A 25,657-nucleotide genomic window follows, 5' to 3' on the forward strand; every position below is an offset into this window, starting at 1 on the left:
CTCGACGGTCGAGGCGCGGTCACGGCAGCGGGTGGGCGATTCCGCGGGCGTGGTCGGTGAGCGCCGCGCCGACCACTGTCGCGCTCAACGGCAACACCTCCAGACAGCGGCGCACCGCGGCAGCCATCAGCGTGTTCGGCACCCGCATGGAGAGCGTGCAGTGCGGCACCCACCGCCCCGGCCGGTAGTGCTCGGCGAGGGCGACGCCGGCGGCGGCGAGCCGGTCGTGCACCAGCCGGTGGTGCGCCAGCAACTCCGGGGTGGGCGCCGGGCCGAGCCACAGCACCCGACCGACGAACTGGCCGGCATGGTGGAAGTCGAGCCGCAGCGGGGCTGCCACCACCGTCCCCTGTAGCGCCTCGACGACCTGCTCCGGGTCGAACCGGGGGGCCACCATGAGCGAGACGTGCGGACGGTGGCGCCGCTCCAGCAGCGAGCGCATGCTCTGCACCCCCTCGGCCTCCAGCGCGTCCCAGAGCACCCTGATCCGGCGGGTGGCGTCCGGGTCCAGGTACAACTCCACCGCGGCGACCATCCGATCACCGTAGCGGCCGAGGTTTGCCCGCCCGGTTCCGGCGGTACCTGTTCGGAAACCGACCGGGAAGGCGTACCCGTGAACGTGAGTGACCTGCTGACCGAGGCGTACGACAGGCTGCCCGACCTCGTCCGCGCGGCGGTCGACGGCCTCGGCCCCGAGCAACTGCGCCACCAGCCCGGGCCGGGCGGCAACTCGGTCGGCTGGCTGGTCTGGCACCTCAGCCGGGTGCAGGACCACCACGTCGCCGACCTGCTCGACGCCGAGCAGATCTGGGTCAGCGGAGACTGGGCCGGTCGGTTCGGGCTGACCCCCGACCCCGACGACACCGGCTACGGGCACTCGCCCGCTCAGGTCGCCGCCGTACGGCCGGAGAACGCGCAGGCGTTGATCGACTACTACCAGGCGGTCGCGGCGCGTACCGCAAGCCTGCTGGCCGGTCTGGGCCCGGCGGACCTGGACCGGGTGGTCGACGAGTCGTGGGACCCGCCGGTCACCCTCGGCGTCCGGTTGGTCAGCATCGTCGACGACGACCTGCAACACGTGGGCCAGGCCGCCTACGTGCGCGGCCTGATCGAGGCCGGCTGACGCGTCCCTCACCCGTTGCGGGTGAGCCGGCATCACCCCGACGCGGGTGATCCTGCGGGGAACCGTGGGGAGGGGACCCGATGGGCGCGACGGCGGAGCAGTACCTGCGACAGCTGGACACCGATCGGCGGCCTGACCTGCCGGAGACCACAGCGGGAACGCTGCGGCTGGACGTCCGCGACGACGGCAGCACCGATCACTGGTACCTCACCGTCGCCGACCAACAGGTGCGGGTGGCACGGTCGGCCGACGACGCCGACCTGGTCGTCAGCGCGGACCGGCGGGTGTTCGACCAGATGGTCGACGGGCAGCTGCACCCCGGCGCGGCGCTGCTGCGCAACGACCTCGCCCTGCACGGCGACATGCGACTGCTGATGCTGCTGCGGCGGATCTTCGCAGGGCCCAGCGGCGCCCGGCATCCCCGGGAACTCGGCCGGGCTGCCCTCGCCGGGCGGCCCTCGGACCGGAGCGCGGCGGGTGCCCCGGCCCCGGACCGCGGCCTCGTGCACGCTCGGGAGGAACGGTCGTGAGGCAGGAACTGCTCCACGTGATCGCCGGTAACGTGTTCGCGATCTGCGACGCCCAGGGCGACATCGAGGCCGACCCGCGGTCACCCGTCGGGCTCTTCGCGTACGACACCCGCTTCCTGTCCCACTTTGTGCTCAGGATCGACGGCGAACGGATCAACGCGCTCTCCCGTGACGACCTGACCTACTTCGAGACGCGGTTCGTTCTGGTCCCCGGCGCGGCCAGCCACTACGTCGACGCCGACGTGTCGATCATCCGCCACCGCTCGATCCACGACTGTCTGCACGAGAACATCACGGTGCTCAACCACTCGCCGGAGCCGGCCGATTTCACGATCCGAGTGGAGATGGGCAGCGACTTCACCGACATCGCCGAGATCGGGCACCTCCGCCAGCGGGCCGTCGAGGTCGCTGCGGACTCGGCGAACCAGCGGCTCGTGCTGCGGTACCAACGGCAGCGCTTCGTGCGCCAGACCACGGTGCGCAGCACCGAACCGGTGGAGGTGGACGAGGGAGGAATGACGTTCCGGGTCCGGATCGCCCCGGAGGGGAAGTGGGAGACCGACCTGCACATCGCCATGACCATGGGCGGTGCGGACGGGCAGGATGTCCGCGACTCCCTGGAGTCCCACCAGCGGGCCGTGCGTACCGGGATGCGCGAGAGCCTGGCGGACTGGATGGACCAGGCGCCGCAACTGATGGCCGAACGCGACGGACTGGAGGAGATGTACCGGGGCAGCCTGGCCGACCTGGCGGCACTGCGGTATCGGCCACTGTCGTACGACGCCCGTGTGCCGATCGCCGGTCTGCCGTGGACGATGTGGCTGTGCGGGCGGCACAGCATCATCACGTGCCTGGAGACGCTGGCGTTCACCCCCCAACTGGCTCCCGCGACGCTGCGGATGCTGGCCTTCATGCAGGGTGGCCACCTCGACGACGATCTGGACGAGGAACCAGGCAAGATCCTGGCCCACCTCCGGTACGGCGAGTCCGGCGCGTTCGGCGACCGGGCGCACGCGCTGTACTACGGATCGGCGGACACCAGCCCGCTCTTCGTCGTCCTGCTCGACGAGTACGAGCGGTGGTCCGGTGACGGGGACCTGGTACGCGAGTTGCGCCACCCGGCCCGGATGGCGCTGGACTGGATCGACGAGTACGGCGACATGACCGGGGACGGGTATGTGCGCTACCAGCGTCGCAACGAACGCCACGGTGCCCTCAACCAGTGCTGGAAGGACTCCCCGGACGCAATCACCAGCGCCGACGGCAGTGAACCCGCTTTTCCCCGCGCCACCTGCGAGTTGCAGGGTTACGCGTACGACGCGAAGAGGCGGGGGGCCCGACTGGCCCGGGAGTTCTGGAACGACCCCGCGTACGCCGACCGGCTGGAGCGGGAGGCCGCGGCGCTGAAGGAGCGCTTCAACCGGGACTTCTGGCTGCCCCACCGGGACTACTACGCGTTGGCGCTCGACCCCTACGGTGAGCCGGTCGACGCATTGGCCTCCAACATGGGGCATCTGCTCTGGAGCGGGATAGTCCCGGACGACCGCGCGGAGACGGTCGCCGAGCACCTGGTCGGACCGCGCTTGTTCAGTGGTTGGGGGGTGCGCACCTTCGCCACCGGCCAGCGCCCGTACAACCCGGTGGGCGCCCACCTGGGGGCGGTGTGGCCGGCGGACAACGCCCTGATCGCCGCCGGTCTGCGCCGTTACGGCTGCGACGCGCACGCGGCGACGATCGCGGGCGGCATCTTCGACCTGGCGCAGACCCTCGGCGGAGCGGTGCCGGAGGCGATCGCCGGGCACGAGCGCAGCCTGACGAAGTATCCGGTGCAGTTGCCGGGGGCCGCCCGCCCGCAGTCGTGGTCGTCGGGGGCGCTGCTGATGCTGTTGAGCACCACCCTGGGGTTGCGGCCCACCGGCGACAACCTGCTGGTGAACCCGGCCGTGCCGGAGGGGTTCGGGCGGCTGGAGCTGCTGGACATCCCGGGCCGCTGGGGTCACTCCGACGCCTACGCCAGGGACCGGACCACCGAAGGGCGGGAACGCACCCGCCTCCGCTGAGGCGTGTCGACGACCACCGCGACCCGCGCGTCGGGTCAGCCCATGGTCTTGGCGCCGTCGATCGACTCCCGCAGGATGTCGGCGTGCCCGGCGTGCTGGGCCGTCTCGGCGATCAGGTGCAGCAGCACCCGCCGGACCGTCCAACTCGCTCCCGGCTCGAACCAGGGCGCCTGCGGCAGCGGGTGCGCCGCGTCCAGGTCGAGGGTGACGGTCAACTCGTCGGTCCGGGCGGCCACCTCCTGGAAACGCTCGACCAGCCCGGCGAGGGTCTCACCCGGCAACATCTGGAACTGACCGACCCAGTCGATCTCCTCACGGTTCATCGCCTCCGCGCCACCGGCGGCGAAGAGCATCCACCGGTGCTCGACGCCGGACACGTGCTTGATGAGGCCGCCGAGGCAGAGCCCGCTGACGGTGGGGTGGCTGGCCGCCTGCTCGTCGGTGAGCCCGTCGACCGTCTGCAGGAGGAAACCGCGGTGCCTGCGGAGTGTCTGCAGGAGATCGGCGCGCTCACCGGTGAGCTGCTCAGTGCTGGTCATGCCGCCACCCTTCGTTGATGTCCACCGGTGCCACCGTAGGGCGCGGCACCGACACTTCCCGGGTACGACACCTCCTCGACCGAAGTGCCGCCAGCGGTTGCCGATCCGCGCCGGTGGCGGTCCACTGAATGACATGGGTGTGATTAAGGTGGGCACGTCGTCCTGGGCGGACCAGTCCCTGCTGCGTTCCGGGTGGTACCCCCGCTCGGCCAGCACGCCGGCCCGTCGACTGGGCTTCTACGCCAGCCAGTTCCCGATGGTCGAGGTGGACACGTCCTATTACGCCATCCCGGTGCCGGAGACGACCCAGGGCTGGGTGGACGCCACACCGGACGACTTCACCTTCGACGTCAAGGCGTTCAGCCTCTTCACCGGTCACCCGACACCGGTCGCCGTGCTGCCGCGGGACCTGCGACCGGCCGGCGGCCCGAGCCGGATCCGCCGCCGAGACCTGCCGGAGCCGGCGTACGACGAGCTGTGGGCCCGGTTCCGGGCGGCCCTCGACCCGATCGCGGCGGCCGGCAAGCTCGGTGTGGTGATGTTGCAGTTTCCGCCGTGGCTGGTGCGCAGCCCCGCTGCCGAACGCCGGATCGTCGAGCTGGCGCAGCGCTGCCGCCCGTGGCGGGTCGGTGTGGAGCTGCGGCACGGCTCCTGGTTGAACGAGCACTCGGCGGCGGGCACTCTGGACCTGCTACGCGACCACGACCTGTCCCTGGTCTGTGTCGACATGCCGCAGGGGCACCCGTCGTCGGTGCCGCCGATCCTGACCATGACGGCGGAGCCGGCGATCGTCCGGTTCCACGGTCACAGCGATGCCTGGCGCGAGGGTGACAAGCAGGAGAAGTTCCGGTACGCGTACGCTGAGGACGAGCTCCGACACTGGGCCGGGCTGCTGGCCGAGTTCGCCGACCGCTCCGACGAGCTGCACGTGCTGTTCAACAACTGCTGCGCCGGGCAGGCCCAGCGCGACGCCACCCGGCTGGCGCAACTGCTCGCCGAGACGATGCTCGTCGAGCAGGCCGTCCCGGTGACCGGCTGATCTCCGCACCGGCCACCCGGTCGGACGCCGCTCCGCTCAGGACCGCCGTCCCCGGCTGCGCAGGGCGTCCTGCGTCGACTCGCCGATGTCCGCGTCGTCGGGGAAGCTCCTGCCGCTGGGGGCGGGATCGGGTGGGGCACCGGGTCCGGCCATCGTCGTACGGGTCGGCTCGACCGAGCCGAAGCCGTGCCGTCCCGCCGGGTCCGACCGGCCCACCGGGGCACCCGCGCGTCGCTCTCCGCGCCGTCCCTCGGGCACCGCGGTCTCCTCGCTGCCCTCGTCCATCGGTGAGTCGTCGCCGGTGCCCCAGGGCGCGTCGGCGTCGACGTCGTCGCCGGTGCCCCACGGCCTGGTCGCCTCCGGCTCCAGCCGGTCGTTGTTCCCGCTGCGTCCCTCGTGCGCCGTCATGGCCACCCCGCTCGTCGGTCCGCCGCTACGGCGGACGGTGTGCCGTCCTCGGGCCGGGACCGCCCGCCCAAGCGCGGCGTACGGCATGTCGCCGGCACGCCCGCCGCCCGCGCGGGACCCGTCATCGCTTCGGTGCGGGCAGGCCGGTCAGCGCCCCGCCGTCGAGGTGGCGGAGGGACGCCGGCCGGCCTGCCGTTCAGCGTCCGGCCATCGCCATCGGCCGCTTGCCGTTGCTCATTCCCGCCATCTTGATCATGCCCTTCGAGGCGCCCTTCATCCCACCGGCGCGACCGAGCACTCCGCGGAACACCTGGCCGGGCTTCTGCTGCTCACCCATGTACGCGGTGACCACGACCAGGGTCCCGGTCAGCGCCGGGATGGCCCACTGGAGCAGCTTCATCTGCCGCTGCGACGAGGCCACACTGGCCGGTGTCTGGTGGTTCGGCTCGGTGGCACCGCTCACCGACGGACCACCCGCCTTCTCCAGCCGCATGCCGACCAACCGGCTGTACCCGGTGACCGCCAGCGCGCCGATGGTCAACGCGGTCTTGATGGCGCTGACCCGGCCCACGCCGGACTGGGCCGCCACCCGTGGGCTCTCGGTCACCAGCTCGCCGACGGCGCCGGCCAGGTGGGCGCCGATCGCGGCCGCGTTGACCGGTGTCCACTTGGACCATCCGGCCGAGGCGACCGGGAGCCGCTGGGTCGAGTCGCTGATTTTCGCCGCTGCGCCGTTGACGCCGAAGGCACCCATGAGGGAGCCGCCAAACCAGGCCGCCAGGCCCAGATCGTGCATCGAGCGCAGTGCGGTGTGCCGTTCGGACATGTGATCCCCTTCCGCCGTGTCGGGCGGTGCGGCTTACCCGCCGGTCGAGCGGCTAACCCCGCCCCGGGTGGGCCGATCACCGTCGCGACCGGCCGCTACCGGACATCGGCGGCGTCGGCCGGGCGACCTGCCCCGGGCAGGAGTCGTTCGCCCGGCGGCGGGTAGATCCTCAGCGACGCCGACGAGAGGGGAACGCGATGTCGCAGCCGGACGAGAGTCGGGAGAAGACCCCCAAAACAGACGCGGTGCTCATGCACCCCGACAACGACCCACACCGGAAGACCGCAGAGGTCCCACCCCGCAAGGAGCACGCCGAGATCCAGGTGGAACGGGACGGGAACCTGGCGCCGCTGGACCAGGACGAGTGAGCCGACCGGCGGTACGGCTCAGCGGGGCGGCAGGTCGCCGACGAAACCGGCGATCCGCCGCGCCAGCGGGGCACTGGCTCGGACCCAGGTGAAGTGGTCCAGCGTCGCCCCGGCCTGCGCCACTGTGTAACGCTCCCGGGTCACCGGCGCTCCGACGAGCTTCGCGCAGAGGTGGTCCATTGTCTCGTGCGGGGTGAACTGGTCGTCGTCCACGCTGACGGCCAGCACCGGGGTCCGCACCGCGTGGACCGCCGCGTCGGTGTCCGTACCGTCGATTCGGGGGAATCGGCCGGTCCGCGCCGTGTAGGCCCAGTCACGGACCACGCCGCGCGCCTGCCGGCCGCCGAAACCCCAGCCGGGCCAGACCCCGAGCAGCGCCGCCGTCGCGGCGATCCCCTGGGTGAGGGGCAGCACCCCGAGGCCGCGCCGACCCGGGTAGGTTCGCCAGTACGGGATGCCGACCGCGACGAGCGCCAAGCCGTCCACCTCGTCGGTCCCGTGCAGGGCGAGATGCAGCAGGCTGGCCTGCCCGCCGAGTGAGTGCCCGAGGAGCAGTCGGGTGCGCCCGTCCAGTCGCGGCTTGAGAGCGGCCAGGACGACGCCGACGTCGGCGGCCAGCTCGGCGTAACCGTGCCGGTCCGCCCGACTCGGCGCGGGCGTGCTCGCCCCGGTGCCGCGCAGGTCGGCCACGACCACGGCGAGCCCGGCGGCGCGCAGCTCGGCGGCGAAGGGCCGGTAGTACCGGGCCCGGACCCCCATCGCCGGCCAGATCACCACCACCGGCGCGCCGGTCACCCCGGGCGGCTCCGGATAGACCTGCACACCCAGCCGGCCACCGTCGACGTCGACGAACTCCTGCGCGTATTCCGGGTCCCCGTTCACCGACCCAGCGTACGGCCTGACGTTACCGGCGGGTAGTACTCGGCGGCGGGGCCCACGACGGCGGTGGGCGGACGTGCCGCGCCCGGCGGACGCGACGGAGGGCCCCGCCGGTCGGCGGAGCCCTCCGAAGGAGACGCTGCGGTCAGGAGACCGAGATCGCCCCGTTGCTGGCCCGGACGCAGGCCACCGCTCGGGCGCTGGTGGAGGCCGCGCCGCTCAGGCACTGGCCGAGCACCTGGTGCCCGGTGGCGTTCGGGTGCCACGACTCCTGGCAGGTCTGGAAGTAGCTGACGCAGGTGTTGGCGATGCGCTGGATGGCGATCTTGTCCTTGCCGGCGAGGCTGGTGACAAAGGTGCCGGTCGCGCCGTCCTGGAGCCGGATCGGGGTGGCCAGCGCGCCACTCGGGCTGCTGGTCTGCTCGCAGAGCCGGGCACCGTTGAAGGCCTGCTGCACGTTGAGGTACACCAGGTCGTCGGCGGGGAACTCGGCGGCCAGAGTGTCCCGGGTGGACTTCACGATGCCGCCCAGACCCTGGGAGAAGCGGTGCCCCGGCGCCAGGCTGGCCCGGTGGATCGGGCAACCGCCCGCGTACCGCTCGGCACCCAGGTCACGGAACTTGTCCCGGGTGTCGTCCCGGCTGTCCTCCTCGTGGAACTGCGGGTTCAGGTCCAGCGGCAGCGGGTTCGTGTAGTCCTGGAACACCACCCGGTGCTGCCCGTCCGCGTCCACCTGGTCGAGGGTGGTCAGGATCTGGCGTACGGCCGCGGTGGTCTCCGCGGTCGCGGCGCTGAGCTGCGCGGCGGTGGCCAGGTCGGCGTCGCTGCACGGCTTCTGCTCCACCGGCCCGTTCAGGTACGCCCAGAACTCCCACCAGCCGGTCCAGGCGTCGGCGATGAACCGGTTGGCGCACTTCTCCGCGACGCTGCCGAAGGTGAACGAGCTGTTGTTGGAGCCGAGGCCGATCAGCACCAGGTCGATGTCCTGGGTCTGCGCGACGGCGCGCAGCTGGCTCAGCTGCGAGGCCACGGTACGACCGTTGGTCCGCGCCTGGGAGGCGTTGGCGATGTCGTGCGGCTGGCCACCGGAACAGGCCAGGTTGAACCGGTTCTGGATGCCCGGCAGGTTGGCCTGGTTGAGCGAGGCGTTCGCCGAACGGTGGCAGAAGAACGCGTTGTTGTTCGCCGCCGTCCAGCCGGGGAAGCCCTGGCTGACTCCGTTGACGTCGACGACCGGGGTGTACGCCCCGGCGCCCTCGCCACTGATGAAGCTGTCCCCGAGTGCCACCGCGGCGGTGGGTAGCGCGGCGGACGCGGGTGCGGGCAGCGCGACGGCGGTCGACAACGCGGCCATGGCGATCGTTAGTCCCGCGGCGAGCGCGGTACGCCGGAACCTGGGCATGGGGCCCCCAACCATCGAAAGATGAAAGATTCTCTGAGAGCGCGATCAGATCACCCCGGCGCGACAGGCGTCAATGGCCCGTAACAGATTCGTTCGACGAAAGACACGGGCCCGTAGGCGCGAGGGGTTAACGCGTCGAGGTGGCCCCGCGTACCGGTGGCGGTGTCTCCGCGTGGTTCCATGATCACCAGTCGGCTGTTCGTTGCCTCACGTCCAGAGCGCGCCGCGCGGCGGGTCGCACAGGGCCTCCGACACTTGTCCTAGCCTCGGGCTAGGCTCGCTGCGGCGCGCCACGCCGGCTGATGTCGCCGGTGACCGGCAGCACACCGCCGAGACCGGGGAGTACGACCAGTTGACCGCAGAGCCAGACACCCTGTACGGGGCCGATGACCTCACCCACCTTGAGGGGCTGGACGCTGTCCGCAAGCGGCCCGGCATGTACATCGGCTCCACCGACAGCCGTGGCGTGGGTCACCTCGTCAACGAGATCCTCGACAACTCCACCGACGAGGGTGTCGCCGGTCACGCCAGCCACGTCGAGGTGATCCTGCACGCCGACGGCTCGGTGCAGGTCGACGACGACGGCCGCGGCATTCCCACCGACGTGCACGCCAAGTCCGGCATCTCCGGCGTCGAGCTGGTGCTGACCCGCTTGCACGCCGGCGGCAAGTTCGGCGGCTCCGGCTACAAGACCTCCGGGGGTCTGCACGGCGTCGGCGCGTCCGCCGTCAACGCGCTGTCCCGTCGCTTCGACGTCACCGTCCGGCGGGCCGGCAAGATCCACGCGATGTCGTTCCGACACGGCGTCCCGGGCATCTTCGGCGGCGACGGGCCGGACGCCCCCTTCACCGCCGGCCCCGGGCTCCAGGTGACCGGCGCCATGAAGCGCGGCCAGCGCACCGGCACCTCGATCCGCTGGTGGCATGACGCCCGCTACTTCGAGACCGGCGCCGCGCTCGACGTCGACGCCGTTCGGATGAAGCTGCGCAACACCGCCTTCCTGGTCCCCGGCGTGACCTACCTGCTCCGCGACCTGACCGGTGAGGCACCCGCCGAGGAGAAGTTCCACTACCCCAACGGGCTCAGCGACATGGTGGAGTTCCTCGCGCCGGCCGGCGACCGGCCGGTCTCCGGCACCCTGCTGGTCAACGGCGAAGGCACCTACCGCGAGAACGCCGCCGACGCCAACGGCGTCATGCAGTCCAACGTGCAGCGGCGCGCCGAGGTCGAGGTCGCGTTCCGGTGGGGCACCGGTTACGAGCGCACCGTCGAGTGCTTCACCAACACCATCCGCAACGCGCACGGCGGCACCCACCGCAAGGGTTTCGAGCGGGCCCTCGTCCGCGCCCTCGCCGACGCGATCCGCAACACCCGCGGTCTGCTCAAGGCCAAGGAGGAGCCGCCCACCCTGGACGACGTCCTGGAGGGGATGACGGCGGTGGTGCACGTGCGGATCCCCGAGCCGCAGTTCACCTCGCAGACCAAGGACGAGCTCTCCACGACCGGCATCACCAAGGTTCTCCAGTCCCTGGTCGACGCCCACATCAAGGCATGGCTGGAGGACCGGCGCACCAAGGCCGAGGCGCGCACCGTCCTGCAGAAGATCGTCGACGCCGCCCGGGTGCGGCTCACCCAGAAGCAACAGAAGGACGCCGCCCGGCGCAAGACCGCCCTGGAGGGCGCGTCCATGCCGCCGAAGCTCGTCGACTGCCGGGCCACCGGCATCGACCGCAGCGAGCTGTTCATCGTCGAGGGTGACAGCGCCCTGGGTACGAGCCGGATGGCCCGTTCCTCGGAATACCAGGCGCTGCTGCCGATCCGCGGCAAGATCCTCAACGTGCAGAAGGCCAACCTCCAGCAGGTTCTGGACAATGCCGAGTGCGCCGCCATCGTGCAGGTCCTCGGCGCCGGCTCGGGGCGCACCTTCGACCTCTCCGCGCTGCGCTACGGCCGTGTGCTGATCATGGCCGACGCCGACGTGGACGGCGCCCACATCCGGACGCTGCTGATCACTCTGTTCGCCCGGTACATGCGACCGCTGATCGAGGCCGGTCGGCTCTACGCGGCGATGCCACCCCTGCACAAGATCACCACCAAGGGGCGCAGTCCGCAGACGGTCTACACCTACACCCAGGCCGAGATGGAGACGACGGTCCGCAAGCTGGAGAAGGCCGGCAAGCAGATCGTCACACCCATCCCACGGTTCAAGGGTCTCGGTGAGATGGACGCCGACGAGTTGTGGGACACCACGATGAACCCGGCCACCCGGGCCGTCCGCCGGATCACCCTCGACGACGTCGACGCCGCCGAACGCATCCTCGAACTGCTGATGGGCGAGAAGGTCGAGCCGCGCCGCAACTGGCTCATCGACTCCGCCGACCGCGTCGACCGGGATGCGATCGACGCGTGAGCGAGCGACAGCGAGCGAATCTCGATACAGCGCGATGGTGTCTCATGCCGTTGCGAAGCGACGGCGTGAGCGCCCGATCCGTTCCGATGGAGAGCTGAGTCATGGCACGCCGTAAGGAAAACAAGGTCGACCTCTCCTCGTTCGACCAGGCCGGCGCGCGGGTCTTCGACAACCCGCTGGTCACCGAGGTCTCCGACTCCTACCTGGAGTACGCGTTCTCGGTCATCCACTCCCGCGCCCTGCCCGACGCCCGCGACGGCCTCAAGCCCGTGCACCGGCGCATTCTCTGGTCGATGTACGAGCAGGGCTACCGCCCCGACCGTGGGCACGTGAAGTCTGCCCGAATTGTCGGGGACTGCTTCGTTGCCGGCACGCTGGTCTCCACGCCTGACGGCCTGCGACCGATCGAGGAGATTGAGGTCGGGGACCTCGTGCTGGACGGTGAGGGCGCTTCGGTCCCGGTCACCGCCGTGTATCGAAACCCGACCTCCGCCCTTGTTCGCGTCACCTGGAGTAATGGGCACACGATGCTCGTCACCCCAGGCCAACGCTTCCGGGTGGTCGCGGACGACCTCTCGGTGCAGTGGGCCGAGGCTCGGGATCTGGCGGGACGCCTTTCGCTGGCCTACGGGAGCCGCCGTAGCGAGGTGTCGACGCAACCTGGCAACGTCTACGACTACGTGCGCGGACTGCTGGTAGCCGAGGGCTTCCCGGCCGACCGGAACCGCGCGGCGGACGGCCGGGTTCGGATCCACATGTGTGACATCGAACCGCTCGATGTCGCTCACGGCTGGGCCATCGCCAGTGGGGTGAACGTCTCCCGAGGTAAGCGCGAGGCACGCAATCCCCTCCATCGCGACCAGCACATTCTGACCTTCAGTCGGCACGAAGGGCTGCTGCAGGCCACGGAACCGCTCAGCCGCGACAAGTACGTTCCCCGTGACATCGTCGAAAACCGATCGGCGTGGGCACCGTTCCTCGCTGGCTTCTTCGACGGAGACGGTTACGTCCGTAAGCGCTTCAGGGAGATCGTCTTCGTCAGCACGAGCGAGGTGCTGGTACGGCAGATCTACGCCATGCTCGCCGACCTTGGGCTGCATGGGCATCACTGGATCAGCGGTCGTGCCTCCGCCGGTAACCCACTCTTTGGCCTATCGGTCTCCGGGCGGGACGCCGCTGAGCTTGCCCGTTTGCTGTTGCCCTGGGTGCGGATCGGATACAAGCACGATGGCTTGCAGCGGGTTACCGATATCGGCTACGAGTACAGCGGCAAGCAGGGCGACGACCGGTTGCCGTACGGTCCGGTCGTCGCGGAGTTCACGGCCGCGCACCAGGGCGGCGGGTGGTTCCGGGACCAAGACGGCCAGGCGTTTCGCGCCTCGCTCTCGGCGAGCGGCGGACCGAAGGTACGGTACGGCAAGGACCGCAATGGCGTAGCGCTTGCGGACCGGTCGTTCCAGTTGGAGCGTGCGGTCCGGGACGGTTGGATCGACAAGCTCCACCGCCTCGGCTCTCCACTCGCAGCTCGACTGGAAGCGTTGGTCGGGAGCTCGTTTCTCCGAGTCACCTCGGTCGAGGAGCTGTCACCCGACGTTACGTACGACATTCAGGTTGGCAGTGACGAGCACGCGTTCGTCGCCGAGGGCTACGTCGTTCACAACTGCATGGGTAAGTACCATCCGCACGGCGACACGGCGATCTACGACGCCATGGTCCGCCTCGCCCAGGACTTCTCCCTCAACGTGCCGCTCATCGACGGGCACGGCAACTTCGGCAGCCCCGACGACGGCCCCGCCGCCTCGCGTTACACGGAGGCCCGGATGTCCCGCGAGGCCATGCTGCTCGTCGGCGAGCTGGGCGAGGACACCGTCGACGTCGAACCCAACTACGACGGGTCGCTGACCCAGCCGACAGTGTTGCCGGCGGCCTTCCCCAACCTGCTGGTCAACGGCGCGTCCGGGATCGCGGTCGGGATGGCCACCAACATGATCCCGCACAACCTGGCAGAGGTCGTCTCCGCGGCCCGCTGGCTGATCAACCACCCCGACGCCACTCTGGACAAACTCATGGAGTTCGTCCCCGGCCCCGACCTGCCCACCGGCGGCGTGCTGCTCGGCCTGGACGAGGTGCGCCGGGCGTACGAGACCGGCCGCGGCGTGGTGCGGATGCGCGGCAAGGTGGAGATCGGCCCGATCGAGGGCAGCCGGGGCCGTCAGGCGATCACCGTTGTCGAGCTGCCCTACGGCGTCGGCGCGGAGAAGGTCATCGCCGCGATCACCAACGAGGTCACCAAGACCAAGCGGCTGACCGGCATCGCCGACGTCAAGGACCTCACCGACCGGGAGAGCGGCACCCGGCTCGTCGTCGAGTGCAAGGTGGGCGTCAACCCGCAGGCGTTGCTCGCCGACCTCTACCGGTTGACCCCGCTGGAGCAGTCGTTCGGCGTCAACAACCTGGTCCTGGTCGACGGGCAGCCGCGCACGCTGGGCCTCAAGGCGCTGCTGGAGGTCTTCCTGGCCCACCGGTACGAGGTCGTCACCCGGCGTACCTCGTACCGGCGGCGCAAGCGTCAGGAGCGGCTGCACCTGGTCGACGGTCTGCTGATCGCGCTGCTCGACATCGACGAGGTGGTCCGGCTGATCCGGGGCAGCGACGACGCTCAGGCCGCGAAGGACGGGCTGATGAGCCGGTTCGGCCTCTCCGACATCCAGGCGACGTACATCCTGGACACTCCGTTGCGCCGGCTGACCAAGTTCGACCGGATCGAGCTGGAGGCTGAGCAGGAACGGCTGCGCTCCGAGATCGCCGAGCTGAGCAAGATCCTCGACGACGAGCGGGTGCTCCGGAAGGTGGTCTCCGACGAGCTGGCCACCGTGGTCAAGCAGTTCGGCACCGAACGTCGTACGACGCTTGTCGACGGTGACCTCAAGGAGGTGCTGGCCGCGTCCGCGCCGGCCGGCCCGCTGGAGGTCGCCGACGACCCGTGCCAGGTGATCCTCTCCGCGACCGGGCTGGTCGCCCGGACCGCGGCCGAGTCGGAGGAGAGCGCCGAGGGGCGCCGACGCAACGGCCGGGTCAAGCACGACACGGTACGCGCCATCGTGCACTCCACCGCCCGTGGTCGGGTGCTGCTGTTGACCAACGCCGGTCGGGCGTTCAAGGTCGACGTCCTGCCGCTGCCGGTGCTGCCCGAGCAGGCGGGCACCGTGTCGCTGCGTGGTGGTATGTCCGCCGCCGAGCTGGTGCCGTTGGCGGCGGGGGAGACCGTCGTCGGTCTGGCCCCGCTCGGCGGGCAGGCGGAGGGCTCACCGGGGCTGGCGTTGGGCACCCGGCAGGGCGCGGTGAAGATCTGCGCGCCGGAGTGGCCGGTGCGCTCCGACGAGTTCGAGGTGATCGGTCTGCGCGACGGCGACGAGGTGGTCGGGGCGACCTGGCTGACCGACGGCACCGAGACGCTGACCTTCGTCACCTCGGAGGCGTCGCTGTTGCGCTTCCCCGCCGGGTTGGTCCGCCCACAGGGCCTCAAGGGCGGCGGTATGGCCGGCATCAACCTGCCGGTCGGGGCGCGGGTGGCGTTCTTCGGGGCGGTGCGCACCGACGACCCGGGGCACGGCGAGCCGATGGTGGTCACCTCCACCGGCGCGACGGTCAAGGTGACGCCGTTCAAGGCGTACCCGGCGAAGGGCCGGGCGACCGGCGGCGTGCGCGCGCACCGCTTCCTCAAGGGTGAGACGGACGTGGCCGTCGCCTGGGTGGGCCCGCGACCGGTCGGCGCGACCGCCACCGGCGAGCCGGTGGAGCTGCCCGCGGCGGACCCACGCCGCGACGGCAGCGGCTTCGCGGTGATGCTCGGTCCGACGGTGGTAGGCCACCTGATCGAACGCGACTGACCCCTGCCACGGGCGTCGGCGCGCCGCCCCCGAGGGGGTGTGCGGCGTGCCGGGCCCGCTCGGGGATGTGCGGCGTGCCGGGCCCGCTCGGCCGGGCGCCCCAAGATCTGCACAACGTGGGGGAAGTTGCTGCTTCCGGGATGCCGCAGGCAGCAGTCTCCCTGAAGCTGTGCAGATCTTGATGGTCGAACTGCTGAGGATCGTGCTCGATCCAGGAGGTAGGGGTTTCACCGACGCGGTGATGCCACTCGATCCTGGATCTAGCACGATCATGCGAAGTGGGGCGTCCGCCGGCGCGCTATGGTGGTGCCCTCTGTTGTCGGTGAGGGTCCGGGTGCACCGCGAAGCACCCCTCAACATGATGTCTTCCTTGTCCGGCGGAGTCGCCGACGCGGCGTGAGCGCCGCCATCCGGGTCCGACCGAGGCGTGAGCTCCGTGCCGCCCGCCGTCCCCGGCCACACCGCTGTTGGGGTCACCTGATCGCCGCGCCACTCTGGCCGCTGCACGGCGCGAATCTCGGCACCCTGTTGCGGACGTGCGATGCGGTCGGCGCCTGCCTCGCCGTACCCCCGTTTCGTTGGGTGGACGAGGCCGTGGCCCGGGGCAACACGCTGCGTCGGCCGGGCTGCGTCCACCGGGTCGGCAGTCCGCTGCGCTGGCTGGCCGCCGAACGGGCCGCCGGCGCCCGGGTCCTCGGGGTGGAGTTGGCCGACGAGGCCGTCCGGCTCGGTGATCTGCCCGCCGCTCGAGGTCGCACCGTTGTGCTGTTGGGGCACGAGGCGACGGGCATCCCGCCCGAGGCGCTCGACCATCTTGACGCGGCGGTGGAGATTCCCATGGTCGGCCACGGTCACAGCCTGAACGTCGCGGTAGCCGGCTCCCTGGTCCTCTACAAGCTCGCCGGCCTCCTCTAGGGCAGCCGCCGGTTGAGATATTGCTGGGGCGGACCGGGTAGCTGAGGCTGCCCGATGCCACGAACCGCGAGGTAGGTCCGGACAATCGGACCTACCTCGCGAGTCGCTGGTCACTCGTGGCGATCGGCCACTCGCGATCGTCCCGCCTCCCACGATCCCGTCGATATCACCCCGGTAGGGAGAGGGCTGGCCGGCCAGTTGGCCAGGTAGCGCTGCATCGCCTTCCAGCTGTTGGTCCCGAGCGCCCCGTCGATCGCGCATCCGTCGAAATTTTCCCGGATCCGCGCAGCGGCTGGCCTGCTGTCCGCCGCGTCGCGGTGCTGGGTGAGGTCAGCAGGTGCGGGAGTTGTAGGCGGCCCAGTAGGGGCCGCCGCCCTGAGGCGGGTAGAACCGGTAGTTTCCGTCGGGCGAACGCTGCAGCACGAACTGGTGCGAGCCGTACGGACTCCGGGAACCCGTCGCCCCTCGGTACACCACGTATACCCATCCGTTCTGGCTGTCGTCCTGCGCCAGCCTGTCGCCGGCCTTGGTCCAGCTGTTCCGGCCTGCTGAGCCATCCGCTGAAAGGCCCTTGTCGCGCTGGAAGTTCCTCGTCGCGGCATCGGTCTGGTCGCCGAAGACGCCGTCGATCCCGGACGAGGGCAGGTAGCCATTCGCCCAGAGGATCGTCTGCCACAGACAGGCGACGTTCGAGTTGCGGTGCGTGGTGACGTTTGTGACGCCTTCGTCGTCGAAGTCGTCAGACACCGCGCCGGTGCCATGGACGTACGCCCTGCCCGTGTAGGAGCCGCTGGCTGCGGCCGGCGTGGCGATGGTGACGCTGACGCCGATGGCCAGTGCCGCGCCGATGGCGGGTACCGCAGCTTTCTTGAGGACGCGGCGGATGGAGCGGTGCGACGACATGCATCTCCTTCGGTCGGGATTCATTGGGGGGCAACGGTGCTGGGCGACGCGCAGCCGACGGTGTCAGACCTGGCACGACGAGGCGAGGTGCCTCGCGCCCGGTGTGGACGGTCCCGTTCGACTTCGTTCCATCGTCGTGCGACCAGTCCTGGCTATTGGTGCTCCTGGATGGGGCGGTGAGGACGGCAGAACCGTCCTCACCGCTCCGGGGCCCCCCGTGGAGAAGGTACGGTGGGGCCGGTACAACCGCCGTACAACTAGCGCATAGATCATTTACTCGCCCGCGTTGTCGGGGTGTTGTGCGCGTTGCGGTAATGGCTGTGCCCACATGTGAGGTGCCTGGTTGCGTTTCGAACTCCTTGGCCCGATCCGGGTGTACCGCGACGACCGTTCGGTTGCACTGGGCCCGGTGAAGCAGCGTCTCCTGCTGGCGACCCTGCTGCTGCGCCCGAATGAGGTCGTCGGCACCAACGAGTTGGCCGCGATGCTGTGGGGCGATGAAGAGCCGGCGTCGGCCGCCGCGAATCTGCGCACCTATGTCCGCGGGTTGCGGCGGTCGCTGGGTGATGGAGCGACCTGGGATGGGATAACCGCTACGGCAGGCGGCTACCTGCTGCGGGTGGGCCCAGGCGAACGGGACCTGGACCTGTTCGACGACGCGGCGGCGCGGGGCCGCGAGGCGCTCGCCGCTTTCGATCTGGACCGGGCTGAGGCCGAACTCTCCGCCGCAATGCGCCTGTGGCGTGGTGTTCCGCTGTCTGACCTGCCGCTGCGCTTGACGCTGTCTCGGCGGGTGGTGCAGTTGGAGGAGCGTCGGCTGCTCGTCGAGGAGGACTACGCCGAGGCGATGCTGGCCCGCGGCGCGTCGGCCGACGTCGTGCACCGGTTGCGCGGCCTGCTCGACCGGCATCCGTTGCGGCAGCGGGCGTGGGGCCAGCTGATGGTGGGCCTGTACCGCATCGGAGACGTGGCCGGCGCGCTTGATGCTTTCCGGCAGGCCCGACAGAGGCTCGCGGAGGAGACCGGCCTCGATCCCGCGCCGGAGCTCGTCACGCTGTACGACGACATCCTGCATCACCGCCCGGGCCTGACGGCGCAACCGCCAACGGGGCCGGGCCGGCCGGCGCCGGAGACGACAGGGGGGCCGCTCATTCAGCGCCCCGAGCAACTGCCGCGCGCGGTGCCGGGGTTCGTCGGACGCAGCGTCGAGTTGGCGGGCCTCGACGGGCTTCTGCACGGCGGTGCTGAGGGGCCGACGAGCGTGGCCATCTCCGTGGTGTCCGGCATGGCCGGAGTCGGCAAGACGGCCCTGGCGTTGCACTGGGCACACCGGGTTGCCGACCGCTTTCCGGACGGTCAGCTCTATGTGAACCTTCGTGGCTACGACGAAGCCGGCGTGGTGTCCCCGTCCGACGCCCTGTCCGGCTTCCTCGAAGCGCTCGGCGTGCCGCACACCCGGATACCCTCCGACATGGAGGCTCGGACTGGTCTCTACCGCAGCCTTTTGGCTTCGCGTCGGATGCTTCTGGTGCTGGACAACGCTCGCGACTCCGCCCAGGTACACGCCCTGCTGCCCGGTGCGGGCAGCTGCATGGTCGTGGTCACCAGCCGTGATCGTCTCGGCGGCCTGATCGCCGCCGAGTGTGCCACGCCGTTGACACTGGACGTGCTCACGGCGGAGGAGTCGAGGAGCCTGCTCGCCAGACGTCTCGGGGTCAGCCGGCTCGCCTCCGAGTCGGTGGCTGTGGCCGACATCATCGAGGCCACAGGCCGGCTTCCGCTGGCACTGTCGATAGTGGCGGCGCGGGTGGCGACCCATCCCACGTTCCCGCTCGGTGCGATCGCCGCCGAACTGCACTCGGCCGAGGCGAGGCTCGACGCGTTGGCCGACGGTGACGTCCGGCGCGTCTTCTCGTGGTCGTTCCTGGCCCTGAGGGCGGACGCGGCCCGGCTGTTCACCCTGCTGGGGCTGCACCCGGGCCCGGACCTGACCACCGCTGCGGCCTCGGCGCTCGCCGGTGTGTCGGCTGCTGCGGTCACGCCGATCCTGCGGGAACTGACTCGGCTCCATCTACTGGCTGAGCACGCGCCCGGCCGGTTCGCCTTCCATGATCTTCTGCGCGCCTATGCGGCCGAGCTCGCACAGTCGTCGGAGCGCGGCGACGAACACGTCGCGGCCCGACGGCGCCTGTACGACCACTACCTGCATGCCGCCTATCCGGCCGCCCGGCTGCTCCAGCCGCAGTGGCCCACGATCGAGCCGGTGCCGCCCCTGCCCGTACCCGCCAGGTCACCGGTGACCGATCATGACGGCGCGCTCGTCTGGTTCACGGCGGAGCATCGGGTGCTGGTCCGGGTGGTCCGACAGGCCGCCGAGAACGGCTTCGAGACGTACGCCTGGCAGATCGCCTGGGCGCTAACCACCTTCGTGGCACCGCGCGGTCTCTGGCAGGACCAGCTCGACATCCAGGAGGTCGCGCTGGGTGCCGCGGAAAAGATCGACGACCTCCCCGGTCAGGCCGTCGCCAACCGGCTGGTCTCCCGCGCGCTGACCCGACTGGGCGACCGCACCACGGCCGAGTACCGGCTCAAGCGTGCGCTGGAGCTGCACGAACGTCTTGGCGACCCGATCGGCCAGGCCCAGACGCTGCACAACTACTGCGAACTCTGCTACCTGGACGGCCGGCTCGACGAGGCGCTCGCACACGGTCGCGAGGCACTGCGGCTCTACCGGCTGGTCGGCAATCACGCGGGCGAAGCCCGGACGCTCAACGCGATCGGTTGGCTGCTCGCCACCACAGGCGATTACGTCCAGGCCATCGCCAGTTGCACCGAGGCCCTCGACCAGCAACGACGGACCGACGACCGCAATGGTCAGGCTGCGACGCTCGACAGCCTCGGCTTCGCCTACGACCGCCTGGGTGAACGCGACCGCGCGGCCAACTGCTACGAGCAGGCGATCGAGCTCTTTCGCGACTCCGCGGACCGGTACCACGAGGCGGAGACCCTCATCCGGCTCGGGGAAACCCGGGAAGGGATGGGCGACCGCGACGCTGCCGCTGCCGCTTGGCGGCTGGCTGTGCGGATCTACGAGGACGTCGGCGACCCCGCAGCCGAGGAGGTCCGCAGCCGCCTTGAACGCCTGGTTCCGTCCTAGTCACGCGACGTTGTGGGGGCGGAACTGGACGCTCACCCGGGGGCCCACCGGGCGGGTGGTCTTGGGGATGGCGTGTTCCCAGGTGCGTTGGCAGGAGCCACCCATCACGATCAGGTCGCCGTGGCCCACCGGGAAGCGCAGGCTCTCGCCGCCGCCGCGGGGGCGCAGCAGCAAAGGCCGGGGTGACCCGAAGGAGACGATCGCGACGATGGTGTCGCTGTTTGCCGAGCGACCGATGGTGTCGCCGTGCCAGGCGACGCTGTCGCGCCCGGAGCGGTAGAGGCACATGCCGGCGGTGACGAAGGGCTCGCCCAGCTCGTGCGCGTAGTGCTCGCTGAGTGCGGTCCGCGCGGCGGTGAGGACGGGGTGGGGGAGTTGCCGCGCCTCGTCGTACCAGCAGAGCAGGCGGGGCACGTCGACCTCGGCGTCATACATGGTGCGCCGTTCGGCACGCCAGGGCACCTCGGTGAGCAGGGTGTCGAGGACGGTGTCGGAGCCGCGCACCCAGCCGGGGAGGTGGTCGACCCAGGCGCCCCGGCTGAGCTGGTGCCGGCGGATCTGGCCGGGCAGCGGCCCCAGGGTCGGCCCGGTGTCGGCCAGGTCGAGCATCGACGGCTGGTAGGCGGCCTGCGTCATGGGCCCACCCTAGCAGCACTTTCGTACACCCGTACTAGTGGCGTCCGGCGTCAACCCCGGCCAAGATCGCGATCGTCGAACACCGCGTCCACCACCCGCGCCCGGCCCTGGCCGTCGACGGTGGACCAGGCGCGCGCGGCGAGCGTCGCGCGCCGCTGCGGCGAGCTGAGCAGCCCGTGCAGGGTCCGCGCCGCCGCCGCGCGGGCGGCTCGTCCGGCGACGCCGCCGGCGGTCAGTTCCGGCAGCTCGCCGAGGCCGGCGGCCAGGCCGTGGCGAACCACCCGGGTGTACGACTCACGTTGGTTGTCGACCACGCAGACCAGTGCGCTGGATGCGCCGAGGCAGCAGAGTTCCCAGGTGGACGTGCCGGCGGCGCTCACCACGAGGTCGGCTTCGGTGATCAGCGCCGGCAGCGAGGTGGTGGGCGGGACCGCTCGGATTATCTGCCCCCGACCGGGGGCGACGTCGTCGACCTCCGCCTCGATCTCGGGTCGGCCGACGATGACCGTGAGGTCCATCGGGTGGCCGGTGGCCGCCAGCACCCTGGTCAGGACGGGGGCCGCGCCGACCGCATCGGTGCCGCCGAAGAAGGCCAGCACCCGGGGGCGGCTGACCGCCGTGGCGGGAGGGGCGACCGGCGGCCGGGCGCTGATCACGGCGTCGCGCAGCAGGGCGTACCCGCTCCCGGCGAGCAGTCGGCCGGGCAGCTCGGCGGTGGAGCCCGGCTCGGGCAGCCTCGCCCCGGGACCCAGCCCTGGCGACTCCGCTCCGGAACCCAGCTCCGCTCCGAAGTTCTGGTCGAGGTAGAGGTCCGCGACCTGGCCCCGGCTGTCGCCGTCGATGATGGCGAGGGTGTGGACGCCGGCGGCGCGCACGGCGCCGGCTCCGGCCGGGTCCAGTTCGTAGGAGTCGAGGACCAGTACGTCCAGGTGGTGTCGGCGGGCCGCCTCGACCAGGTCGGCAGCCGAATCCGGGCCGGGGAGCAGCGGGATGCCCCGCGCGGCCAGCTCCGCGGTTGCCCAGTCGAGCCGTTCGACGGTGCCGAACACCGTGACGTCGGCGCCCCTGGCGAGGAACTCCTCGGCGAGCGCGAGGCAGCGGACGAGGTGGCCGACGCCGCGCCGTGGCCCGGCGTCGCAGCGCAACCCGACCCTCAGGGTGCTCAGGATTCCTCCAGGTGCTTCTGACGTACGTCGGCGTTGAGCGCGCGCAGCCGGGGTTGGCCGTCGAGCCAGTCGGCGAGCTTGGCCAGGGGCACGCTGACGTCACCGAAATGGTCGATGATCGCGCTGACCAGCGTCCAGTCCTGCTCGGTGTCGAGGGTGAGCCGCAGCGCGGAGCGGTCCGGGGTGAGCGTCACCCCGAGCACCCGGAACAGCTCCGGATGGGTGTACGCGTACGAGGTGACGTGCACCCGGTGGTGGTCGGTGGCGAGCCGGCCCAGGGTGCGCAGTGTCTCCGCTCGGATGATCTCGACGTCCAGCCCTCGGGGCAGGGTCCGGGCGATGGAGGTGCTGGCGTAGTCCAGCCCGGGGACCGCCCGGTACACCGAGGCGACCAGGGTGATGATCTCCGGGTCGAGCAGGGGGCAGTCGGCGGTGAACCGCATGACGGCGTCTCCCGGGTGCGCCGCGAGAGCCCGCACGAACCGGTCCAGCACGTCGTCGACCGGCCCGCGGTGGCACGGCACGTCGAGCCGCGCGCACTCGGCGGCCACCGCGTCGTCGACCGCGTCGGTGCTGGTGGCGACGACGAGGTCGGCCAGGACGCCGCTGTCCCGGGCGGCGCGTACGACCCGGCCCAGCACCGAGCGTCCGGCGAGCGGGCGGAGCACCTTGCCGGGCAGCCGGGACGAACCCATCCGAGCCTGCACGATGCCGACGATCCGCGGTACGCCGGTCACTGCTGCTCCTCCTGCTTGGGGGACAGCACCGCGGTGGCCCGGCGTTTGGCGGCCCGGGCACCCCGTTTGGCCAGCCGGGCCGGGGTGATGGCGAGCCTGCCCACCCGGTAGCTGATCGATCCGCTGAGCAGGCTGATCGTCGTCTCGGCCCGGCGCAGCGCCCGTTCCCGCGAGGTGAGCAGGTCCTCGGTCCACGCGGCCAGCGCCGCCAGTCGGGCGAGTTCCTCGCGCTGGCGCAGCCACGCCTCGCGGAGCTGCTGGTAGCTGTGCCCGCCGACCGGCGGGTCGGTCGGCGCGACGGCGTGCAGTTCGTTGGCGAGGCCGACCGTGCCGTCGGCGTCGAGCCCGTGCAGCGCGGCGGTGATGGCCGCCTCGGCCTCGATCGCCTCGCTGACCGTCGCGCGGTCGAGGTCGTGGCCGGCGAGTCCGCCGAGCACCACGGTCAGTCCCTCGACGTCGAGAGTGGACGACCACGGGTGAGCGTACCCGCCGGTGAGCAGGCCCGCGGCGAAACGCCACAGCCCGCGCGCGAGCACCACGTCGGCGGGCAACGGGGCGGTGGCCCGCCAGCTGGGGTCGAGCACCGCGTACCGCTCGCCGTCGACCACCACGTTGTCGGCGCCGGCCAGCGCCGCCGCGCCGGCTATCCGGCCGTCGGCATCGGTCTGGTCGGCGAGCCAGACCGCGTACCCGTGCAGCAGCGCGCGCAGGGTGGCCAGGTCGCGGCGCAGCGAGGCGTCGAGCAGCAGGGTACGCAGGAGCCGGCCGGACGGCACCGGTCCGGACAACGCGTCGGCGTCCCGGTAGGCGGCCTCGCGGCTGGCGAACGGCGCGACGGCCGGCGTCGTCGGGTCGGTGGCCGGGATGAGCCCCCAGCGCCAACCGGACGGGCCGTGCAGCACCTCCAGCACGCCGATGCCGGGGCGACCGGTCTGCACGAGAGCCACCGGCAGGTCCGCCTCGACGGTCGGCGTGGCCGGGTCCGTGGTGTCGGCGGGCCGGTGGGCGAGGGTCAGCCAGCCCGGTGCGAGGTCGGCGGCACGCCCGGCGTGCAGGGCGTCCACCGCGAGCCGGGCCGGGTCCTGCAGCACTGTGGAGCTGGTGAAACCCCCGGCGCAGGCGCCGTGCAGCACCGCGTCGAACAGGCCGGAGCCCGCGTCGCGGTCGAGGTGGTCGGCGTCCAGCAGCGCCGTCGGGGTGCTGACATCGGGGTACGCGGCCCAGCACGCGGCCGGCCGCAGCCCCGCCGCGCGGAGCCGCTCGCGCAGTTGGTCCCGGTTGGCCGGGTGGGCGCGGTCCAGCACGCCGCCGATGGTCCAGGCGGAGTCGTCGCGGCGGGCGTACCAGGGGCTGGTGTCGACGAGCCGGTGCAGTCCCAGCGGGTTGTCCAGGCGCAGCAGCAACGCGCCTCCCGGCCGGATCGCGGCGACGAGTCGTGCCAGCACGGCGTCCCAGCCGAGGCGGGTGCCCTCCACCGACTCCACCGGGTCCAACCCGGCACCCGCGATCACCACGTCGTACGTCTCGTCGTCAGGTATCCCGGCCGGGCCACCCACCACCACGCGGGCGGCCCGGTCCGCCAGCGCCACCGCGTCCGGGTGGCTGCGCAGCAGACAGGTGACCTCGGCGTGGGTGAGCTGGTCGAGCAGTGCCGGGTCGTGTGGACCGGCCACCAGGACCCGGGCGCCGGGCGGCACCAGCCGTGCGGCCAGCGCGGCGAGCGGCCCACCGTTGGCCAACCGTTCCTGCGGCAGGTCCGACCAGGCCAGCATCTCGCCGCCCGGCAGGGTGATCCGGTCGGCGGGTGCCGTCTCAGTCGTCACTGTCTTCCTCTTCCTCCTGGAGATTTGCCCAACCGAGCAGCTCGCGAAGCTCGGCCGGCGCGCAGCGGTGGTCGGTGCCCAGCTCGGCGCGGGCGATCTCGACGGCGGTGGGCAGGTCGACAACGGTGCCGTGCAGCTGTGGCCACTGCCGTCGGATCCGAGCGGTGCCACCGAAGGTGGGGTCCTCGTTGGACAGGATCATCGGGTCGCCGTAGACCGCCGGCTCGCATCCGGCCGCGATGCCGTAGAAGATCGCGCTGGTCAGCCGGTTGGATGCTACCCGGCGGTGACGGCGCAGTTCGGTGAGCTGTCGGTCGAGGAACTCCGGATCAGTGTCCTTCCACCAGTGTCCCCGGTAGCCGTGGCAGATCACCCGGAACCCGGCGCGCTCGTAGAGCCGGCGCACGTTGCGCATCCGGTACTCGTGCCAGTAGAGGCAGACCGTGACCGGGCCGGGTTCGGTGTCCTGGATGAGGGCGATCAGTTTGCGGTGGTCGCCCTTGACGTGTTGACCCTCCCAGCCGTGGAACGGGTACCAGATGGTGCCCTCCCGCTCCTCGGCCGGTGGTTCCTCGGGCCGCATGGCCAACAGGTAGCTGAACGGTGCGCCGATGACGACCACGTTGCGTCGTCCCACCGACCAGGCCCGACGACGGGTCTGCTCCGACCAGAGCAGGCTGGGGGTGCGTTCGGCGTACGGGTGGCCGGGGGCCAGGCCGTCACCGATGTTCCAGCCGTGCTGCACGTACCCGTTGATCCGGGGTGGGTGCCGGTCGCCGAGGCCGGCGTAGCGGGCCAGCACGTGCGCGTGGCCGTAGAAGTGGTTGGCGTGGTGCATCAGGTTCC

The 25,657-nt window shown here is 71.3% G+C and carries 21 protein-coding genes and 2 pseudogenes; 11 read left to right on the plus strand and 12 right to left on the minus strand.

Annotation, left to right across the window (positions count from 1 at the left end):
* Positions 1-19: 19 nt before the first annotated feature.
* Positions 20-535 carry a 2'-5' RNA ligase family protein gene (locus AB0877_RS23740; protein WP_366611540.1) on the minus strand — a complete coding sequence of 172 codons (516 nt, stop codon included), beginning with the start codon at positions 533-535 and terminating at the stop codon, positions 20-22.
* A gap of 78 nt (positions 536-613) precedes the next feature.
* Between AB0877_RS23740 and AB0877_RS23745 the strand changes: the two genes are divergently transcribed.
* From AB0877_RS23745 to AB0877_RS23755, 3 genes are all read left to right on the plus strand, one after another.
* Positions 614-1,123: a DUF664 domain-containing protein gene (locus AB0877_RS23745; protein WP_366611542.1), complete on the plus strand. Its 510-nt coding sequence runs from the start codon at positions 614-616 to the stop codon at positions 1,121-1,123.
* An 80-nt stretch (positions 1,124-1,203) separates the two neighbouring features.
* Positions 1,204-1,653, plus strand: a complete 450-nt coding sequence (locus tag AB0877_RS23750) for an SCP2 sterol-binding domain-containing protein (RefSeq protein ID WP_366611543.1) — start codon at positions 1,204-1,206, stop codon at positions 1,651-1,653.
* Complete coding sequence (locus tag AB0877_RS23755; RefSeq protein ID WP_366611545.1) at positions 1,650-3,713, plus strand: glycogen debranching N-terminal domain-containing protein; 2,064 nt, start codon at positions 1,650-1,652, stop codon at positions 3,711-3,713. Before AB0877_RS23750 ends, AB0877_RS23755 begins: the two co-directional genes overlap by 4 nt.
* 35 nt (positions 3,714-3,748) lie before the next feature.
* On the opposite strand, the gene AB0877_RS23760 is transcribed toward AB0877_RS23755, so the two are convergent.
* Positions 3,749-4,252, minus strand: a complete 504-nt coding sequence (locus tag AB0877_RS23760; RefSeq protein ID WP_366611546.1) for a DinB family protein — start codon at positions 4,250-4,252, stop codon at positions 3,749-3,751.
* Between the two features lie 133 nt (positions 4,253-4,385).
* On the opposite strand from AB0877_RS23760, the gene AB0877_RS23765 reads away from it, so the two are divergent.
* Positions 4,386-5,291, plus strand: coding sequence for a DUF72 domain-containing protein (locus AB0877_RS23765; RefSeq protein WP_366611547.1), 906 nt, complete (start codon positions 4,386-4,388; stop codon positions 5,289-5,291).
* Positions 5,292-5,327: 36 nt separating this feature from the next.
* Here the strand turns inward: AB0877_RS23765 and AB0877_RS23770 are convergent, their stop codons facing one another.
* On the minus strand, positions 5,328-5,699 hold the full coding sequence (locus tag AB0877_RS23770; RefSeq protein ID WP_366611548.1) for a hypothetical protein: 372 nt from the start codon (positions 5,697-5,699) through the stop codon (positions 5,328-5,330).
* 196 nt (positions 5,700-5,895) lie between these two features.
* Entirely contained in the window at positions 5,896-6,525 is a 630-nt protein-coding gene (locus AB0877_RS23775; RefSeq protein ID WP_366611549.1) for a hypothetical protein, read from the minus strand.
* Positions 6,526-6,722: 197 nt separating this feature from the next.
* On the opposite strand from AB0877_RS23775, the gene AB0877_RS23780 reads away from it, so the two are divergent.
* Positions 6,723-6,893, plus strand: a complete 171-nt coding sequence (locus tag AB0877_RS23780; protein WP_366611550.1) for a hypothetical protein — start codon at positions 6,723-6,725, stop codon at positions 6,891-6,893.
* An 18-nt stretch (positions 6,894-6,911) separates the two neighbouring features.
* Here the strand turns inward: AB0877_RS23780 and AB0877_RS23785 are convergent, their stop codons facing one another.
* Together AB0877_RS23785 and AB0877_RS23790 are read right to left on the minus strand one after the other, a co-directional pair.
* The gene (locus AB0877_RS23785) at positions 6,912-7,775 is read right to left on the minus strand and encodes an alpha/beta fold hydrolase (RefSeq protein ID WP_366611551.1); all 864 of its coding nucleotides are present in this window, start codon (positions 7,773-7,775) and stop codon (positions 6,912-6,914) included.
* A gap of 142 nt (positions 7,776-7,917) precedes the next feature.
* Entirely contained in the window at positions 7,918-9,174 is a 1,257-nt protein-coding gene (locus AB0877_RS23790; protein WP_366611553.1) for a hypothetical protein, read from the minus strand.
* A gap of 352 nt (positions 9,175-9,526) precedes the next feature.
* On the opposite strand from AB0877_RS23790, the gene AB0877_RS23795 reads away from it, so the two are divergent.
* The 5 genes and pseudogenes from AB0877_RS23795 (at position 9,527) to AB0877_RS23815 (ending at position 16,389) form a co-directional block, all read left to right on the plus strand.
* Entirely contained in the window at positions 9,527-11,584 is a 2,058-nt protein-coding gene (locus tag AB0877_RS23795; RefSeq protein ID WP_366611555.1) for a DNA topoisomerase IV subunit B, read from the plus strand.
* A gap of 101 nt (positions 11,585-11,685) precedes the next feature.
* Positions 11,686-11,940 (plus strand): annotated as a pseudogene (locus tag AB0877_RS23800) (DNA gyrase subunit A); the annotation flags it as partial.
* A pseudogene (locus tag AB0877_RS23805) lies at positions 11,914-12,744 on the plus strand (LAGLIDADG family homing endonuclease); the annotation flags it as partial. The pseudogenes AB0877_RS23800 and AB0877_RS23805, both read left to right, overlap by 27 nt.
* Positions 12,745-12,789: 45 nt before the next feature.
* Entirely contained in the window at positions 12,790-15,474 is a 2,685-nt protein-coding gene (locus tag AB0877_RS23810; RefSeq protein WP_366611634.1) for a DNA topoisomerase (ATP-hydrolyzing), read from the plus strand.
* Positions 15,475-15,870: 396 nt separating this feature from the next.
* Positions 15,871-16,389, plus strand: a complete 519-nt coding sequence (locus AB0877_RS23815; RefSeq protein ID WP_366611556.1) for a TrmH family RNA methyltransferase — start codon at positions 15,871-15,873, stop codon at positions 16,387-16,389.
* A 330-nt stretch (positions 16,390-16,719) separates the two neighbouring features.
* Here AB0877_RS23815 and AB0877_RS23820 read toward each other — a convergent pair whose 3' ends face one another.
* Entirely contained in the window at positions 16,720-17,292 is a 573-nt protein-coding gene (locus tag AB0877_RS23820) for a peptidoglycan-binding domain-containing protein (protein ID WP_366611558.1), read from the minus strand.
* Positions 17,293-17,701: 409 nt separating this feature from the next.
* Between AB0877_RS23820 and AB0877_RS23825 the strand changes: the two genes are divergently transcribed.
* Positions 17,702-20,449, plus strand: a complete 2,748-nt coding sequence (locus AB0877_RS23825; RefSeq protein ID WP_366611559.1) for a BTAD domain-containing putative transcriptional regulator — start codon at positions 17,702-17,704, stop codon at positions 20,447-20,449.
* Here AB0877_RS23825 and AB0877_RS23830 read toward each other — a convergent pair whose 3' ends face one another.
* Genes AB0877_RS23830 through AB0877_RS23850 form a run of 5 tightly spaced genes read right to left on the minus strand, consistent with a single transcriptional unit; the run spans position 20,450 to position 25,649 of the window.
* On the minus strand, positions 20,450-21,085 hold the full coding sequence (locus AB0877_RS23830; protein ID WP_366611561.1) for an alpha-ketoglutarate-dependent dioxygenase AlkB: 636 nt from the start codon (positions 21,083-21,085) through the stop codon (positions 20,450-20,452).
* Between the two features lie 50 nt (positions 21,086-21,135).
* Positions 21,136-22,251, minus strand: coding sequence for a spore coat protein (locus AB0877_RS23835; RefSeq protein ID WP_366611636.1), 1,116 nt, complete (start codon positions 22,249-22,251; stop codon positions 21,136-21,138).
* Positions 22,248-22,988, minus strand: a complete 741-nt coding sequence (locus AB0877_RS23840) for a glycosyltransferase family protein (protein ID WP_366611563.1) — start codon at positions 22,986-22,988, stop codon at positions 22,248-22,250. The genes AB0877_RS23835 and AB0877_RS23840 overlap by 4 nt, the downstream gene beginning before the upstream one ends.
* Positions 22,985-24,811 carry a class I SAM-dependent methyltransferase gene (locus AB0877_RS23845; RefSeq protein WP_366611564.1) on the minus strand — a complete coding sequence of 609 codons (1,827 nt, stop codon included), beginning with the start codon at positions 24,809-24,811 and terminating at the stop codon, positions 22,985-22,987. The genes AB0877_RS23840 and AB0877_RS23845 overlap by 4 nt, the downstream gene beginning before the upstream one ends.
* Positions 24,801-25,649 (minus strand): hypothetical protein, encoded by an 849-nt coding sequence (locus AB0877_RS23850; RefSeq protein WP_366611565.1) that lies wholly within the window; start codon positions 25,647-25,649, stop codon positions 24,801-24,803. Before AB0877_RS23850 ends, AB0877_RS23845 begins: the two co-directional genes overlap by 11 nt.
* Positions 25,650-25,657 lie beyond the last annotated feature (8 nt).

This window comes from Micromonospora sp. NPDC047644, assembly GCF_040704315.1.
In the GTDB taxonomy this organism is placed as follows: domain Bacteria; phylum Actinomycetota; class Actinomycetes; order Mycobacteriales; family Micromonosporaceae; genus Micromonospora.